Origin of the sequence: Streptomyces sp. NPDC006207, assembly GCF_040613835.1 — a bacterium.
Lineage (GTDB): Bacteria > Actinomycetota > Actinomycetes > Streptomycetales > Streptomycetaceae > Actinacidiphila.
In genome coordinates this window covers 61,844-76,545 of the sequence record NZ_JBEXSX010000038.1, presented here as the reverse complement: position 1 = coordinate 76,545, position 14,702 = coordinate 61,844, and the positions used below count along the sequence as shown (strand labels likewise).

The following is a 14,702-nucleotide window of genomic DNA, read 5'->3' as shown; positions in this document are numbered from 1 at the left end:
CACCAGAAGACAACGTTGTCAGCCCGGAAACGCCGGGCGTGCAACCCAGAGCGAGACGGTAGTGGACGAACGGCATCGCAGCCGCCGCTTTCACGACCGTACGTCATCAGACACGGGGAAGACGTACGGAAGGCAAACAGAATTCGTACGGCACGTGCGCGCCAGGGGCCGCGAGGGCGACACAACGGCGCGGCGTGCGGCGGGGCGTGAGGACTTCGGCCGACGACGGGTCAGAGCGTAGCGGGGCGGGGCCGTCCTGTACACGTCATCCGAATCCAGGTCCTTCGCCACGGGCGAGATCCGCGCCCCCATCTCGCTGCCCGACTGCGTTGCTGCCGTTTCGACACTCATTCGACTGCGGCAGGTTGTGCGACGCGCTTGACTGGTGCCGTGGAACGTGTCGAAGGACCGGTCGCATGGAACCGCAGCGTCATACCGCCGGCACGAAGTCTCGCGAGCAGCACTGCGCTTGGGCCCGCTGACTGACGCTTGGCCGGAGGCCGTCAGGCGGCTGACGGGTGCCAGGGTTCAGCTCGTCGACCTGAGGCGGGGTTCTTCGTCGTTCGGCTATGGTCACCACAGCTGCCGTACTTCTGCGGTGCAGGGCGTCGAACGGACGTTGAGGAGATCGGGGCATGTGGTTCGATGACTCCGCCGACGTGAACCGTGTCTGCATCGAACGGCTCGGCGAGACGGCCGGCCCGCAGTTCGCCGCCATGGCCCGCCGTGGCTTCCAGTTGGTCCGGCCGACCGACGATCTCCAGGCCACCGGTCAATGCCGCCTCGGCGGCGCCGCCCTGCTCGAACCGGGCACCTCCTGGCCGGAACAAAGCGGGGTTCCGCTGTCCCTGCACGCCGTGCTGGACACCGATGCCCTTGCTGCGTGGCTGGGTGACGAACTGCCCCTACGGCCCGGGCTGCTCAACTTCTTCTACCTCGATCCGGACGTGCCGTACGAGGAGTACCGAAGACTGGATGCGTCCGGACCCGAGGCGTACCGCGTGATTCCCGCCGATCCGGCACGCGCGGTCGAGACGCAGGCACCTGTGCCGGCGAGAAGCTATCCAGCCGTACCCGTGCACGCGGCTGAGCTCACCATGCTGCCGGACTGCTGGGATGTCGAGGACGATGACGTCGGGTTCGACAGGCAACAGCACTGGGGGGCGGCATCGCTCATTCTCAGCGAGATGGGAGATCTCGACGGGAACACCGCCGGCAGCCACTGCGCCTTCGGTTGGCCGGACACTTCGTACACGGTCACGGTGACCTCCCGCGAGGACGATGGCCCCGCGGTCCATCTGCTTCAACTGGTGGAGGACGCGGACCTCGGGTGGGGCTGGGGGGACGCGGGAACGCTGTACTTCACGATCCCGGTCGGTGCGTTCGTGACCGGGGACTTCCGCCAGGCCGTGGCGAAGGTCCACTGCTGTTGAGCCGGTGCCGCCTTGGCTCACGCTGCACCGAACCCACTGAACCCACCGAACCCACCGAGGCCGGCGGGTCACCACCGTGAGCCGCCTTGCGCACCCCTCCCTCTCGTTGACTTGTCGCAAGGATTGACGCACGATGTTGAGACAAGGCTTGAGACACAGAGGGCTCATGACGAAGGGGGGTGGCTGGATGGCCGAGCAGTCCGTGCGTCCGGCGGATGTCGAGCAGGCCGGCGTGTGGTTGGCCCGGCACGGCCTGGTCGACGTCCGGCCGACGCCGCTGTTGGCCACGCGTCTGGCGGTCCGGCGCGGTGCCCGGCTGGCCGCTCAGGTCCTGCTGGCGGTGTTCATCATCGCGGTCGCCCTTGTCTACACGACCGACCGGCGGGGCGGCTCGGTTGACGGCTCCGGGTCGTACCGGGAATCGTCGTTGCCGGTCCTGACGGCGGTGGTCGTGGGGTTGGTGCTGGCCCAGTCGCTGCTGGACTGGTGGGTGCGGCGGGTCGACCGGCGGGCCGGCGCGACGTTGCCGCGCCGGGCGGCCCACCCGGTCCGGCTCGGCTGGCGCACCGTGCTCGGCCGGCCGCGTGCGGCATTCGCGGTTGCCACGTTCGCGGGAGCGTTGGTGCCGGCGGTCGTCGCCCTGACCGTGCGGGACTCCACCGCGCGGTACGCGGGCCTCGTCCTCCTGATCGGACTGTGCGGGGTCGCGGTCGGTACGGCTGTCCAGCTGCGCCACATCCTGACGCACCCGGTCGTGGCCGACGACGAGGTCTCGCTGACCGCCGACGTCATCATGCGGGTCGAGGACGCCCGCGAGGTCGCCACGCCAACCGTGGTGTGGCTGCTGCCGATCGTGTCGGTGTTCGATACCGCGCTGGGCTGGTGGAGCACCGCCTGGCTCGTCTTCGTCGCACTGAGCACCGTCACGCTCGCCCTGATCACCAAGCGGACCGCGCAGAGCGGCACGGTGGCGCGGCACGTCACGAGCGCCCGGTGAGCCGATGATCGTCATCGACTCGGCCTCGCCCGTCCCGCCGTTCGAGCAGCTCCGCGCCCAGCTCGCCCGGCAGATCCAGTCCCGCACACTGGCCGTGGGCACCCAGCTGCCGACCATCCGCCGACTGGCCGCGGACCTCGGCCTGGCCGTCAACACCGTCGGCCGGGCCTACCGGGCGCTGGAGGAGGCGGGGCTGATCGAGACCCGCGGACGGGCGGGCTCGTTCGTCACCGCAGCCGGCGAGCAGGGACGCGAGCGGGCACGCCACGCCGCCGCCGAGTACGCCGCCGTCATCGCCGCCGTGGGCATCGACACCGACGAGGCCATCCGCATCATCCGAGCGGCGCTGGCCAACGGCGTGGCGGCATCGCCCTCTTCACGCACCTCGGTTGAGTGAGGGGCCTGCCTGACGGGGTCCCGGCCCGCCGTCACGCTTTGCGGGCCAGGACCAGGCGCGCGTACGGGGCACCGTCCGGGCGGTGACCGAAGTCGGGTACCGCGGTCGTGCGTACGGTGAAGCCCGCCGCGGTCAGTTCGGCGCGCACCGCGCGGAGCGGGAAGGTGCGGTAGTACATGACGAAGGTCGGCCGCCAGACCGCGTTCCGTATCCGCATCGCCGCGTCGAAGCCGGCGGGTATCCAGTAACGCCGGGAGGCGATGCGCGGCGGTGCGAAAACGGGGAAGGCGAAGAGCCCGCCGGGCCGGAGGGCGCGGTGCACCCCGGCGAACAGGGCCGGCCGCTCGGCGGCCAGGAAGTGCCCGAAGGCGCCGAAGCTGACGGCCAGGTCGAACTCCGCGGCGAAGGGTGGCTTCCGTGCGTCCGCGCGTATCCACTCCGCGTCCGGGTGGGCACGGCGCGCCTGCGCGAGCATGCCGGCGCTGAAGTCCACGCCCGCGACCCGGCCCCGGCACAGCGGTTGCAGGACGCGCAGGCCCGCTCCCGTGCCGCAGCACACGTCCAGCCCGTCACCGAAAGGGCCGAAGGGACTCAGGGCGGCGGCGGTCGCGTCGAGGATACGGTCCGAGGTGCGGAACGGCGTGTGGTCGAACCTCGGGGCGAGCAGGTCGTAGCCGCGCTCGACGGACGACAGGGCCTGCACGGCCAGCTCACGCAGGGAGGGGCCTTCGGGTGAGAACACCGGTCCAGGGTAAGGCCGTTCAACCGTCGTGAAAGGCGGCATCACCGAAGCCGAGCGCTGCGGCCGTGGCTCGACCGGGCGTCAAGAAGCGGCGCGGCGCCGGGCCGGCGGTCCCCCCTCCCGGATCCGGGCTACGTCTGCTCGTCGGACTGCTGGCCGGCCTCACGTCCACCGGCGCTGACCAGCCCTGTCTCGTAGGCGACGATGACGGCTTGGACGCGGTCGCGGAGTCCGAGTTTGGCGAGGATGCGGGCGACGTGGGTCTTGACGGTCGCCTCGGCCAGGTGGAGGCGGCTGGCGAGTTCGGTGTTGCTGAGTCCGCGGGCCAGCAGGCCGAGGACCTCCAGTTCGCGGGGGGTGAGCGAGGCGAGGTCGCGGTGGAGGGCGGCGGTGTCGCTGCCGCGCTGGGTGAAGCGCTGCACGAGGCGGCGGGTGATGGCGGGCGCGAGGAGGGCGTCGCCGTTGCGGACCGTGCGGACGGCCGCGGTCAGATGCTCGGGGGTGACGTCCTTGAGGAGGAAGCCGCTGGCGCCGGCGGACAGTGCCGCGTAGACGTACCGGTCGAGGTCGAACGTGGTCAGGATGATGACGCGGGGTGCGGTGGGGGCGCCGGTGAGGATGCGGCGGGTGGCCTCCAGGCCGTCCATCTCGGGCATCCGGATGTCCATGAGGACGACGTCGGGCCGCGTGCGGCGGACCGCTTCGACGGCTTCGGCGCCGTTGGTCGCTTCCGCCACGACGTCGATGCCGTCGGCGCCGAGGATCATCCGGAACCCGGTACGGACCAGGGTCTGGTCGTCGGCGAGGAGCACACGCAGCGGCTCGGTCACGGCGTCTCCAAGGGGATCAGGGCCTCCACACGGTAGCCGCCGGTCATGCGCCGGCCGGTGGTCAGGGTTCCGTCGTGGACGGCGAGGCGCTCGCGCAGGCCGATCAGGCCCCGGCCGTTTCCGGTGGGCGCGCCCGCGCCCGGGTGTCCGCCGGTGTCGGTGACTTCCACCCGGAGCCGGTCCGGGCCGTATTCGACGGTCACGGCGGCGGTGGCGCCAAAGGCGTGCTTCACGGTGTTGGTCAGGGCTTCCTGGACCACGCGGTAGGCGGCGAGTTCGAGGCCGGGCGGGAGGGGGCGGGGCGGGCCGGTGACGGTCAGGTCGACGGGCAGTCCGGTGTCGCGGACCCGTCCGACCAGCGATTCCAGCTGGTCCAGGCCAGGTTGCGGGGCCAACTCCGCCGAGGTGCCGGCCAGGTCCAGGTCCGCGGCTCCGTCCGTCTCCTCGCCCTGCTCGGCCATGGTGAGCAGTCCCATGACGTGGCGCAGTTCGGTCATGGCCGCCCGGCCGCCCGCCTCGACGGCGAGCAGTGCCTCGCCGGCCTGTTCGGGTGAGGTTTCCATGATCTTGCGGGCGGCGCCCGCCTGGATGATCATCACGCTGACGTTGTGCGTGACGACGTCGTGCAGTTCGCGGGCGATCCTGGCCCGCTCGTGCTCGACGGCCCGGCGCAGCGCCTCGCCCTGCTCGCGTTCCAGCGCGGAGAGCCGGGTGCGGCCCTCGTCGGTGCGGAGCTTCCAGGTGCGCAGTCCGACGGCGGCCACGGCCATCGGGACCAGGATCAGCAGGGCGATGTACTCGTTGGGGACGATCGGGGTCACCGAGTTCCCCGACGTGCCGACCAGGACGACCGACACCGGCAGCGCCGCCAGGGTCGCCACCCGGTACGGGCTGAACACGGCTGCGCTGTAGACGGCGATGACGAACGCGTAGAAGGTCAGCCGCAGGACGCTCTGCGGTGTCGCCAGGGTCGCGGCCGTCACGACGCACAGCACGGCGAGCGGGTAGCGGCGGCGCAGGGCCAGGGCACCCGAGGCGACGGCCGCGAGGGTCACCATGAAGGCCATGCCGCCGGGGCCGGACGGGCGCGGTACGACCCGCACCACGCCGGGTGCGATCTCCCGCGTCACGACGTTGTCGGCGTTGTCGATGCCGTAGTAGACGGTGGAGACCCCGATGACCAGGGTCAGCAGCAGGTCGAAGTAGCAGGCGCGCCGTGTGGGCCGCAGCGGTGGACCGCTCGGGAGCCTGGCGTCGCGGACCGTGCGGCGGGCGGCCTCCCGCAGCCGCTCCCGCGTCGTAGTTGCGTCCATCACCGGTTCATTGTCGCGGCCGCGCGGACCCGCGGAGTCCGTCCCGGTGGTCATTCCCGGCGCCCCCGGTACATCACCCGCCTACATCGCAGGGATGACGTTTCCGGGGATCGTCCCAGCGCGGTACCGCAATGGGTCCGGGTGGGCGACGCGTGCGGGCCGGGCCCGCTCCTAGCGTTCACGCAGCCGACCGCCCCGACCCGAGGAGCCCTTCATGACCGTGCCGGTGATCGAACTGCGCGAGGTGAGCCGCCGATACGACGACGGCCCGCCCGCCCTGCACGAGGCGGCGCTGACCGTGCGGCCCGGCGAGGCCGTCGCGATCCTCGGCCCCTCCGGCAGCGGCAAGTCCACGCTGCTCAATCTGATCGCGGGCCTGGACCGGCCCGACACGGGGACCGTCACCGTGGACGGGGTGCGGGTGGACCAGCTGGGCGAGGCCGGATCGGCGCTGTTCCGGCGGTCGAAGATCGGCATGATCTTCCAGTTCTTCAACCTGCTCGACGATCTGACCGTCACCGACAACGTCGTCCTGCCGGCGCGCCTGGCGGGCATGGCACGTGGCGCGGCGGACCGCCGCGCGGCGGAACTCCTGCAACTGCTCGGCATCGACCGGCACGCCCGCGCCTACCCGGGGCGGCTGTCCGGCGGTGAACGGCAGCGCGTCGCGGTGGCCCGGGCGTTGATGAACCGGCCGGCGCTGCTCCTGGCCGACGAGCCGACCGGAGCCCTGGACACGGCGGCCGGACAGGACGTCAGCAGGCTGCTCGCCGGCCTCAACGCCGAGGGCCAGACCATCGTCGTGGTCACCCACGACCTGGCGTTGGCCCGGTCCTGCACAGGCCGTACGGTCCGGATCGCCGACGGCCGGATCACCGAGGACGTCCGATCGCAGGCCGTGGCCCCGGAGGCCGTCCGATGAGCGCGCTCGGTGCGGTGGTGCGCTCGGGGGTGAGACGCCGCAGGGTGCAGACCCTGGTGATCGGGCTCGCCACGATGATGGCGGTGGCGGCCTCCGTCCTCGGCGGATCGCTGCTCGTGGTGTCCGGCGCGCCCTTCGAGGACGCCTTCGCCAGGCAGCACGGCGCGCACCTGTCCGTGCGGTTCGACGCGGGCAAGGTGAACGCCGGGCAATTGTCGGCGTCCAGGGACGCCGAAGGGGTGAGCGGTGCGGCCGGGCCGTTCCGTACGGCGACGGTCACCCCGCGGTCCGACGGGGCGGGCCCCGGGTGGCCGATGACCGTGGTCGGCCGGGGCGATGCCGGCCGTGACGTGGACGAGGTGTCGCTGCTCGACGGGCGGTGGCCCACGCGCGACGGCGAGATCGTGCTGTCCGCCGACTCCTCCCTCGTCCCGACCATGGGCATGAAGATCACCTTCCCCGATCTGTCCGGCGGCCTGGCGCTGACGGTCGTCGGTGTGGCCCGTTCGGTCACCCAGACCGCCGACGCCTGGGTGGTTCCGTCCCAGATGCCGGCGCTCACCGCGCCCGGCAGTGGCGGCTACCAGATGCTGTACCGCTTCACCGACGCGGGCACCGCCGCGCAGATCACCGCGGGCGGCAAGGCCGTGACGGGAGCCCTGCCGCCGGGATCGGCCGTCGGCGAACAGTCATGGCTCACCGCCAAGAAGACCGTCGAGCGCGACACCGCCCTCTACGTCCCGTTCCTCGTCGCGTTCGGCGCCCTGGGCCTGGTCATGTCGGTGCTCATCGTCGGCAACGTCGTCGCGTCGGCCGTCGGCATGGGGACGCGCCGCATCGGCATCCTCAAGGCCCTCGGCTTCACCCCGGCCCAGGTCGTACGGGCCTACGTGGGGCAGGCGCTGATCCCGGCCGCCGTCGGCACGGCCCTCGGTGTCCTCGCCGGCCACCTGCTCGCCGTCCCCGTGCTGGCCGAGACCGGGGAGGTGTACGGCACCGCGTCCCTGGCCGTCGCGCCCTGGGTCGACCTGGCGGTGATCGCCGGGGTGCTCGTCCTGGTGGCGGCCACCGCGTGGGCGAGTGCCTGGCGGGCCGGCCGGCTGCGTACGGTCGACGCGCTCGAGGTGGGGCGTACCGGTTCGGCAGGGCGCGGCCGGTGGGCGGCACGTCTGGCGGGACGGCTGCCGTTGCCGCAGCCGGTGGCCCTGGGCCTGGTCCGGCCCTTCGTGCGGCCCGCCCGCGCGCTGGCCATGGGCACGGCGATCCTGTTCGGCGCCGTCGCCGTCACATTCACCGTGGGGATGAGCGCCTCGCTCGGCCAGGTGATGAAAGCCAGGGCACACGACGCCGCCGATGTCGTCGTACCCGCGCCCTTGCCGGACTTCGGGCCTCAAGGCCCCGTCCCTGGGAAGCGGCCCGCCCGGCCCTCGGCCGATCCCCCCGCGGTCGTGCGGGCCATCGGGACCGCCGTGGGAACCGGGAGGTACTACAGCGCCGCGACGGTACGGGCGACCGTGTCCGGCCTGACGGGCACCGTCGACGTGATCGCCTTCACCGGCGACGCCTCCTGGGGCGGCTACACGATGGTCTCGGGCCGATGGATCGACGGGCCCGGCGAGGCCGTGGTCCCGACCCCGTTCCTGACCGCCACCGGCACCCGCACCGGCGACACCGTCACCCTGGACGGCCTGGCCGAGCCGGTCACGGTCAGGATCGTCGGTGAGGTCCTGGACACCCGCAAGGGCGGCATGCAGGTCTTCACCGACACCTCGACCCTGGCGTCCGCGCGTCCCGGCCTGACGGAGACGAGCCATCACATCGCGGTCGCGCCGGGCACGGACGTGACCGGCTACGTCAAGGCGCTGAACAAGCACCTGGGACCGCTGGGGGTCACCGCCCGGGCCGGCGGGCTCGACTCGGGCAGCGACATGGTCGTCACGCTCAACGCGCTGTCCGTGGTCCTCACGCTGATGCTCGTCGCCGTCGCCGCGCTCGGCGTGCTCAACGGGGTACTGCTCGACACCCGCGAGCGCGTCCGGGAGCTCGGTGTCCACAAGGCGCTCGGCATGACCCCCCGTCAGACCGTCGCGATGGTCATCACCTCGGTCGTCGTGACCGGACTGGTCGCGGGCGTCCTGGGCGTTCCGCTGGGCGTGGCCCTGCACGGCTGGGTCATCCCCGCGATGGGCGACAGCGTGGGGCTGCGCCTGCCCGGTTCCGTCATCGCCGTCTACCACGGGGCCGAACTGCTGCCGCTCGCGCTCGGCGGCCTGCTCATCGCCACCCTGGGCGCGCTGCTGCCCGCCGGCTGGGCCGCCAGGGCCCGTTCCGCCACGGCCCTGCGCACCGAGTAGGAGGCCGGTTTCACGGCTCATGCCTCCGGCCCCCACCGCAGGGAGCGGTGGGGGCCGGTCGGCTGGTTCCCGTCGTCTGGCGCGGGAGGCGGGAGTTCCGGAGTCTCAGACCGCCTCCAGCTCGATGATCTTGAACTGGAATCCCGTCGGGGTGACGGCGGTGCGCCGCCACCCGGATGCGGCGAAGAGCGCGTCGAACTCGGGGAGGTCACGCTCCTGCCCCGACAGCATCGCGAGCATGTGCATGTCCGCAAGGGGCTCGAAGCCGGGCGCTCCGATCTCCCCGATCACGTTCTCCACCACCACGGCCCGCGCGCCCGGCCGTGCGGAAGCACGGCAGTTCTCGAGGATCTTGACGCAGTCGGCGTCGTTCCAGTCGTGCAGAACCATCTTGAGCAGGTACAGGTCGGCCGGCGGGACGGACTCGAAGAAGTCTCCGGTGACCGCGGTGAACCGGTTACCCACCCCCCGCTTCTCGGCTGCCGCCTGCGCCCCGGCAGCGGCGTGGGGCAGGTCCAGGCTCTGCCCTCGGAGGTCCGGGTTCGCCAGCAGGAGCCCCTGCACGAGCGCCCCCGTGCCACCGCCGACATCGACCGCGACCGTGGCGCCGGTGGTGTCGAGCGCCTCGGTGAGGTCGCCGTTCAGCCGTTCCGCCATGCCGGACATGGCGACCGAGAAGAGTTCCGCCTCGGCAGGGTTGTCGCCGAGGTAGGTGAAGAAGTCCGTGCCGAGCGCGCTTTCGATCTGGGTGCCGCCCTTGCGGACGGCCTCCGGGAACCGCTCCCAGGCACGCCAGTGGGAGGGACCGCCCCACGTGAGGGCCACCTCCCGCAGGGTGTTCGGCACCCCGCTACGGAGCAGCCGGCTCAGGGGCGTACCGGAGAACCGGCGCTCGCCCTCGTAGGCCACCAGGCCGAGGGAAGCGCAAGCACGCAGCAGCCGGTAGGTGGTCGCGGGATCGCTGGCCTCGCGCTCGGCTATGTCCTCTGCGGCAAGGGGCCCATCAGCCAGATGGTCCGGAAGGGAAAGCTCGACTGCGGCCCGGACGATCTGAGTCACCCAGTAGCCGCTGAGCATCTGCATCAGGACACCGGCATTCGCGGTCTCGGAAGACGAGTTCGGACGATTCTCGGTCATCGACAAGCACACCCATCAGAACTGGTTTAACGGTCAACTAACAGTACCTCGGTCCAGAAGCCCGGCCATGTGACCTGCATCAAAGAAACGCCGTCCAGCACCGGCCGGTTCGGCAGAACGTCGGCGAAACTTCCACGGCAATTCACCAGCCCGACGGCACGCCCCGGGCCGCTCCGAACGGTCCCGGGGCTGCTCGCCGCCGGCGCATCACCGACCGCACAGCGGTGCGGCCTATGGCGTCAGGCGATACCACCGTTCAAGGTGAGATCAATGGCGTTGGCCATCGGGTTCTCGAGAAGGAAAAGGCAACCGTCGACGATGTCCGCCATGGTGGCGAGCCGTCCGGTGAGCGTCATCTTCCGGGCGGAGTCCTGCAATTGTTCGTTGCCCGCGACGAACGGGCTGTCCGCGATGGCCCACGGGTGCAGCGAGTTCACCCGCACCGGTGCCAGTTCGACGCTCAGCGTACGCACCAGACCCTGCACGGCGGCATTGACCGCCGTCAGCGTGGTCGAACCCGGGTACGGGAAGTCCTTGGCCATGCCACCGAACAACAGTACCGAGGCGTCCGCGGACATCCGCGGATACAGCGAGGCGACCACGGTCGTGTAGCCGACGATCTTCGTCGTGGCCAGCGTCGTCGCCGTGGCGACGTCATAGGTGCGGGCCGTGTTCATGTCGCGGACCATGCCGACCAGAGCCACCCGGTCCACGTGCCGCACCGGCTCGAGCGCGGCGGCGATGTCGGCCGGCCGGCTCAGGTCGAGCGCCAGGCCGTGACCGTACCGCCGGTCTCCGCCACAAGTGCGCGGACGAGCAGATCGTCGCCGAAGTCCCGCAGGAGACCTGCCTGGCGGTGTGGCGTGCCGCTGCGGCATTCGCAGGGAGTGCGGCCGGTGGGTCGGACGCCCCGCGGTCGCCTTTGGCCACCAGACGGAGGAGGCGTTCCTCGTCGAGCTCGTCCAGTGCTTTCCTGCGTGGTCTCACACCAGCCAGACGCCAAGTGGGCCGCGCAGGTCCTGCGTTGACCGTGGCCTGCGTCACGGCCCCGGACGAGGGAGGGCGTGAGCGCCCGGTGCGCCGGCATCCGGGGCCCGGACGCCGTTGATGGTCAACGCAGTTGGCAAGCCGCCTCGTGCAGCAGGGCCGCCAAGGATGCGGCCGCGGTCACCATCGGTACGTGTCCGCTGGGGAGGGACCGCACGTGGGCGTTCATCCGCTCGGCCAGGAACCGCTGCGTCCCGGGCGAGATCATGCGGTCCTTCTCCGCCACGACGTACCAACTCGGCAGGTCGGCCCACAGCGGGCGTCCCAGTGGCGTGCCGATGCACACTGCTGCGATCGGCCGTTGCACGGCAGCCAGTACCGCCTGGTCCTCCGGCGAGGCGTCCTGAGCGAAGACCTCCGCGAACGCGGTGTCGGGAAGCCACACATAGCCGTGCGCGTCGGGTTCGAGCGCGGGAGCCCTGGGGTCAGGCGCCGCCCGGTGGAAGACGTCGGCGACGGTCTCCTTCTCGGCCGGTGTCAGACCGGTCACGTGCACCAGCCCCGTCACCTGTTCGCTTCGCACAGAACTGATGACAGCGCTCGAGTACGCGTGGCCCACCAGGGCCACAGGGCCGGCCGCCACCCGCTCGATCGTCCTCTCCACCGCGGCCACATCGTCCTCGACGGAAGTCAACGACAACTGCGCGGCGTGGCATTGCACTCCCTTCGCCCGCAGCGCTGTGATCACCCGGGACCAACTGGACCCGTCCGCCCAGGCCGCGTGGACCAGAACCAGCGATGCCTGCTCGCCCTTCATGGGATCCGTTGTCATTCCGTCCTCCTCTCCGATCTGCGATTTCCGGCGCTCATCCCGCCATCCGCGATGCCGCCCAATTCATCGGATTTCCATCGCCCATTCTTCGCCTTCGCTCAAAAAGTGTCCACACAAGGGAGATCTCAAGCCGATCGGTGGCTCCGCGCCATCCGGCAGAGCCCGGTCGAGCAGTCGTTCGCCACTGTGGACGGCACAGGGATGCTCTGCCGGTCCGTCGGCGTCGCGTCCGGGCCGCGAACTGCGATGTGCGTGCCATTCGGATGGTGAAACCCGGCCACAAGTAAATCGAATGGAATTCTCCCCAGGCATCCGCACAGCGGCGGACCGGTGCTGCGACACTGGGCCCGTAGGCCCGATGCTCTTCCGCCCGCAAGGCGGCCGTACTGCACGTGGCGTCGGGACGGTGGCCACCCAATTGGCAGGTCGGCCGTCAGGAGGGAAGGCATGGGATCGCGACGAGGGACATTCTCATCCAGTGGCGCGCCCGCATGATGCGTGATGTCTTCTTGTATTCGCTGCGCGTCCGGTCGTAGGACGCTCCGCGATGCCACCTGCGGATCAGCACCGAAAACGAAGTGAGGCAGCAATGACCGAAGCATCCGGGATCCAGGATCACGGCACCTACGACGTGATCGTGCTGGGAGCCGGCCCGGTCGGGCAGAACGTAGCCGAACACGCCCGCGCCGCGGGACTCTCGGTGGCCGTGGTGGAACGGGAACTGGTGGGCGGGGAGTGCTCGTACTGGGCGTGCGTGCCCAGCAAGGCGCTGCTGCGCCCGGTCATCGCCGTCGCCGACGCGCGGCGGGTCGACGGCGCCCGGCAGGCCGTGACCGGGTCGCTGGACACCGGCAGGGTGTTCGCCCGCCGGGACCACTACGTCACCGACTGGGACGACACCGGCCAGGCGCGCTGGGTGAAGTCCATCGGCGCCGACCTCTTCCGCGGCCACGGCCGGCTCGACGGGCCGCGGAAGGTGACCGTCACCGCGGCGGACGGCTCCCGCCACACCCTTGCGGCGCGGCACGCGGTCGCCATCGCCACCGGCAGCCGCCCGGTGCTGCCCGACATCGACGGCATCGGGGAAGCCCGGCCGTGGACCAACCGGCACGGCACGGACTCCAGCACCGTCCCCGGCCGCCTGATCGTCGTCGGCGGTGGCGGGGTCGGGGTGGAGATGGCCACCCTCTGGCAGGGCCTGGGCTCCCAGGTCACCCTCCTCGCCAGGCGTCCTCTGCTCCCCCGGATGGAGCCTTTCGCCGGCGAGCTCGTCGCAGCCGGGTTGACCGACGCCGGCGCGCAGGTCCGCATCGGCGTCCGGGTGACCTCCCTGCGCCGCCCCGACCCCACCGGGCCGGTCACCTGCATCCTGGACGACGGCAGTGAACTGGAAGCGGACGAGATCATGTTCGCCACCGGACGCGCCCCGCTGACCGACGACATCGGTCTGGACACCGTGGGCCTCACCCCGGGGTCCTGGCTGGACGCCGACACCACGTGCCTGGTCCGCGAGATCCCGGGCGAGTGGCTGTACGCGCTCGGCGACGTCAACCACCGCGCCCTCCTCACCCACCAGGGCAAATACCAGGGGCGCACCGCCGGCGACGCCATCGGCGCGCGTGCCGCCGGCCGTCCCCTGGACGACGCCCCGTGGGGCGACCACGCCACCACGGCCGATCAGCACGCCGTACCGCAGGTCTTCTTCACCGACCCCGAAGCCGGCGCCGTGGGCCTGTCCGCAGCACAGGCCGCGGCGGCCGGTCTCCCCGTCAAGGTCGTCGACCTCGACTTCACCGCCGCGCAGGGCGCCAACCTCTACGCCGACGGCTACCGCGGTCACGCCCGGATGGTCGTCGACACCGACCGCGAGGTCCTGCTCGGGGTGACCTTCGTCGGCCACGGGGTCAGTGAACTGCTGCACTCCGCGACCGTCGCCGTCGCGGGCGAGATCCCCCTCAAGCGGCTGCGGCACGCCGTCGCCTGCTTCCCCACCATCAGCGAGATCTGGACCTTCCTCCTCGCCGCGTACCACCGCGACGGTGACTGACGCCGTGGTGCCGGGCGCATGCGTTCACTCCTGGAAGGGGGATCGCGGCGTGTGACGCCCGGCCCCGGGCACCGAATAATCCTGCTCGGCCCGCCTCCCGCGCGGCTGTCCTCCCGGGATGCCTCTTGGCCAGTACGCCTATTTCGCGCTGTTCAGCCGGCATACCTCGGCAGATGAGATGACCGCGCACCTGGGCATCGCTCCTGACGACGTGTCCATTCGCGGCAGCAGACGCACCACACCGAGAGCGATTCCGGTCAACCACTACTGGAAGGCCGTCTGCCGGGAACCCAACCTGTGCGTCGACGAGCAGATCGCCCGCGTTCTCGACAGGCTCCAGCCCCATACGGACCGCATCGCCGACCTCGCCAGCCGCCTGGCCGACCACGGCGGCGGAGCGGTTCTCCAGGTCGTACGCCACCACAACGACACCGACCCTGACCAGCCCGATCACGCGGATGCCCCCAACCTGTTCGGCTGGCATCTGGACCGCGACGTCCTGGACTTCCTCAGCGCCACGGGCGCCGAGCTCGACGTGGACGAGTACGACATGACCGGGGACGACGAGGACGGCGGCTGAGCGCAGGGAAGGCGGAAGCAGCAGGACCACACGGGCGGCACCCGGTCGCCGGGACCGGGGCCCCCTGAATCGCCCGGCCGTCCCGCGGCCGGACGGCTCGATCGTGGCACCGACAGCCCCGCCCACGTCTG

Annotated in this window: 13 protein-coding genes; 7 read left to right on the top strand and 6 right to left on the bottom strand. The window is 71.3% G+C overall.

Translation table 11 applies throughout. The features are described from left to right. Positions 1–635 precede the first annotated feature (635 nt). The 3 genes from ABZ312_RS27580 (at position 636) to ABZ312_RS27570 (ending at position 2,827) form a co-directional block, all read left to right on the top strand. Complete coding sequence (locus tag ABZ312_RS27580) at positions 636–1,433, top strand: DUF1963 domain-containing protein (protein WP_500438968.1); 798 nt, start codon at positions 636–638, stop codon at positions 1,431–1,433. A 166-nt stretch (positions 1,434–1,599) separates the two neighbouring features. Further along, positions 1,600–2,430, top strand: a complete 831-nt coding sequence (locus ABZ312_RS27575) for a hypothetical protein (protein ID WP_500329269.1) — start codon at positions 1,600–1,602, stop codon at positions 2,428–2,430. A 4-nt stretch (positions 2,431–2,434) separates the two neighbouring features. Beyond that, positions 2,435–2,827 carry a GntR family transcriptional regulator gene (locus tag ABZ312_RS27570; RefSeq protein WP_500329268.1) on the top strand — a complete coding sequence of 131 codons (393 nt, stop codon included), beginning with the start codon at positions 2,435–2,437 and terminating at the stop codon, positions 2,825–2,827. Positions 2,828–2,858: 31 nt separating this feature from the next. Here the strand turns inward: ABZ312_RS27570 and ABZ312_RS27565 are convergent, their stop codons facing one another. From ABZ312_RS27565 to ABZ312_RS27555, 3 genes are all read right to left on the bottom strand, one after another. Next, the gene (locus ABZ312_RS27565; protein ID WP_500358818.1) at positions 2,859–3,569 is read right to left on the bottom strand and encodes a class I SAM-dependent methyltransferase; all 711 of its coding nucleotides are present in this window, start codon (positions 3,567–3,569) and stop codon (positions 2,859–2,861) included. A gap of 131 nt (positions 3,570–3,700) precedes the next feature. After that, entirely contained in the window at positions 3,701–4,399 is a 699-nt protein-coding gene (locus ABZ312_RS27560) for a response regulator (RefSeq protein ID WP_500329266.1), read from the bottom strand. Continuing rightward, positions 4,396–5,712 carry a sensor histidine kinase gene (locus tag ABZ312_RS27555; RefSeq protein ID WP_500438973.1) on the bottom strand — a complete coding sequence of 439 codons (1,317 nt, stop codon included), beginning with the start codon at positions 5,710–5,712 and terminating at the stop codon, positions 4,396–4,398. Before ABZ312_RS27555 ends, ABZ312_RS27560 begins: the two co-directional genes overlap by 4 nt. 214 nt (positions 5,713–5,926) lie before the next feature. Here ABZ312_RS27555 and ABZ312_RS27550 point away from each other — a divergent pair, with 214 nt between their 5' ends. Both ABZ312_RS27550 and ABZ312_RS27545 read left to right on the top strand, forming a co-directional pair. Further along, entirely contained in the window at positions 5,927–6,634 is a 708-nt protein-coding gene (locus tag ABZ312_RS27550) for an ABC transporter ATP-binding protein (protein WP_500438967.1), read from the top strand. Continuing rightward, on the top strand, positions 6,631–8,988 hold the full coding sequence (locus tag ABZ312_RS27545) for an ABC transporter permease (protein ID WP_500438966.1): 2,358 nt from the start codon (positions 6,631–6,633) through the stop codon (positions 8,986–8,988). The genes ABZ312_RS27550 and ABZ312_RS27545 overlap by 4 nt, the downstream gene beginning before the upstream one ends. A gap of 105 nt (positions 8,989–9,093) precedes the next feature. Here ABZ312_RS27545 and ABZ312_RS27540 read toward each other — a convergent pair whose 3' ends face one another. From ABZ312_RS27540 to ABZ312_RS27530, 3 genes are all read right to left on the bottom strand, one after another. Beyond that, entirely contained in the window at positions 9,094–10,125 is a 1,032-nt protein-coding gene (locus ABZ312_RS27540; protein WP_500329263.1) for a methyltransferase, read from the bottom strand. Positions 10,126–10,364: 239 nt separating this feature from the next. Beyond that, the gene (locus tag ABZ312_RS27535; RefSeq protein WP_500438965.1) at positions 10,365–11,003 is read right to left on the bottom strand and encodes an SDR family oxidoreductase; all 639 of its coding nucleotides are present in this window, start codon (positions 11,001–11,003) and stop codon (positions 10,365–10,367) included. Positions 11,004–11,236: 233 nt separating this feature from the next. Next, positions 11,237–11,944 carry an alpha/beta fold hydrolase gene (locus ABZ312_RS27530; protein ID WP_500438964.1) on the bottom strand — a complete coding sequence of 236 codons (708 nt, stop codon included), beginning with the start codon at positions 11,942–11,944 and terminating at the stop codon, positions 11,237–11,239. A 589-nt stretch (positions 11,945–12,533) separates the two neighbouring features. Between ABZ312_RS27530 and ABZ312_RS27525 the strand changes: the two genes are divergently transcribed. Beyond that, a complete protein-coding gene (locus ABZ312_RS27525) occupies positions 12,534–13,991 on the top strand; it encodes a dihydrolipoyl dehydrogenase family protein (RefSeq protein ID WP_500438963.1) in 1,458 nt (485 codons plus the stop codon). A gap of 118 nt (positions 13,992–14,109) precedes the next feature. Then, positions 14,110–14,571, top strand: a complete 462-nt coding sequence (locus tag ABZ312_RS27520; protein WP_500329260.1) for a DUF4279 domain-containing protein — start codon at positions 14,110–14,112, stop codon at positions 14,569–14,571. Positions 14,572–14,702: the final 131 nt, after the last annotated feature.

Bases quoted from the DNA above. Each gene is read 5' to 3' on its own strand.
- ABZ312_RS27580 (WP_500438968.1), top strand. From the start codon at position 636: ATGTGGTTCGATGACTCCGCCGACGTGAACCGTGTCTGCATCGAACGG.
- ABZ312_RS27575 (WP_500329269.1), top strand. From the start codon at position 1,600: ATGACGAAGGGGGGTGGCTGGATGGCCGAGCAGTCCGTGCGTCCGGCG.
- ABZ312_RS27570 (WP_500329268.1), top strand. From the start codon at position 2,435: ATGATCGTCATCGACTCGGCCTCGCCCGTCCCGCCGTTCGAGCAGCTC.
- ABZ312_RS27555 (WP_500438973.1), bottom strand. From the start codon at position 5,712: ATGGACGCAACTACGACGCGGGAGCGGCTGCGGGAGGCCGCCCGCCGC.
- ABZ312_RS27550 (WP_500438967.1), top strand. From the start codon at position 5,927: ATGACCGTGCCGGTGATCGAACTGCGCGAGGTGAGCCGCCGATACGAC.
- ABZ312_RS27545 (WP_500438966.1), top strand. From the start codon at position 6,631: ATGAGCGCGCTCGGTGCGGTGGTGCGCTCGGGGGTGAGACGCCGCAGG.
- ABZ312_RS27540 (WP_500329263.1), bottom strand. From the start codon at position 10,125: ATGACCGAGAATCGTCCGAACTCGTCTTCCGAGACCGCGAATGCCGGT.
- ABZ312_RS27535 (WP_500438965.1), bottom strand. From the start codon at position 11,003: ATGCCGCAGCGGCACGCCACACCGCCAGGCAGGTCTCCTGCGGGACTT.
- ABZ312_RS27530 (WP_500438964.1), bottom strand. From the start codon at position 11,944: ATGACAACGGATCCCATGAAGGGCGAGCAGGCATCGCTGGTTCTGGTC.
- ABZ312_RS27525 (WP_500438963.1), top strand. From the start codon at position 12,534: ATGACCGAAGCATCCGGGATCCAGGATCACGGCACCTACGACGTGATC.
- ABZ312_RS27520 (WP_500329260.1), top strand. From the start codon at position 14,110: ATGCCTCTTGGCCAGTACGCCTATTTCGCGCTGTTCAGCCGGCATACC.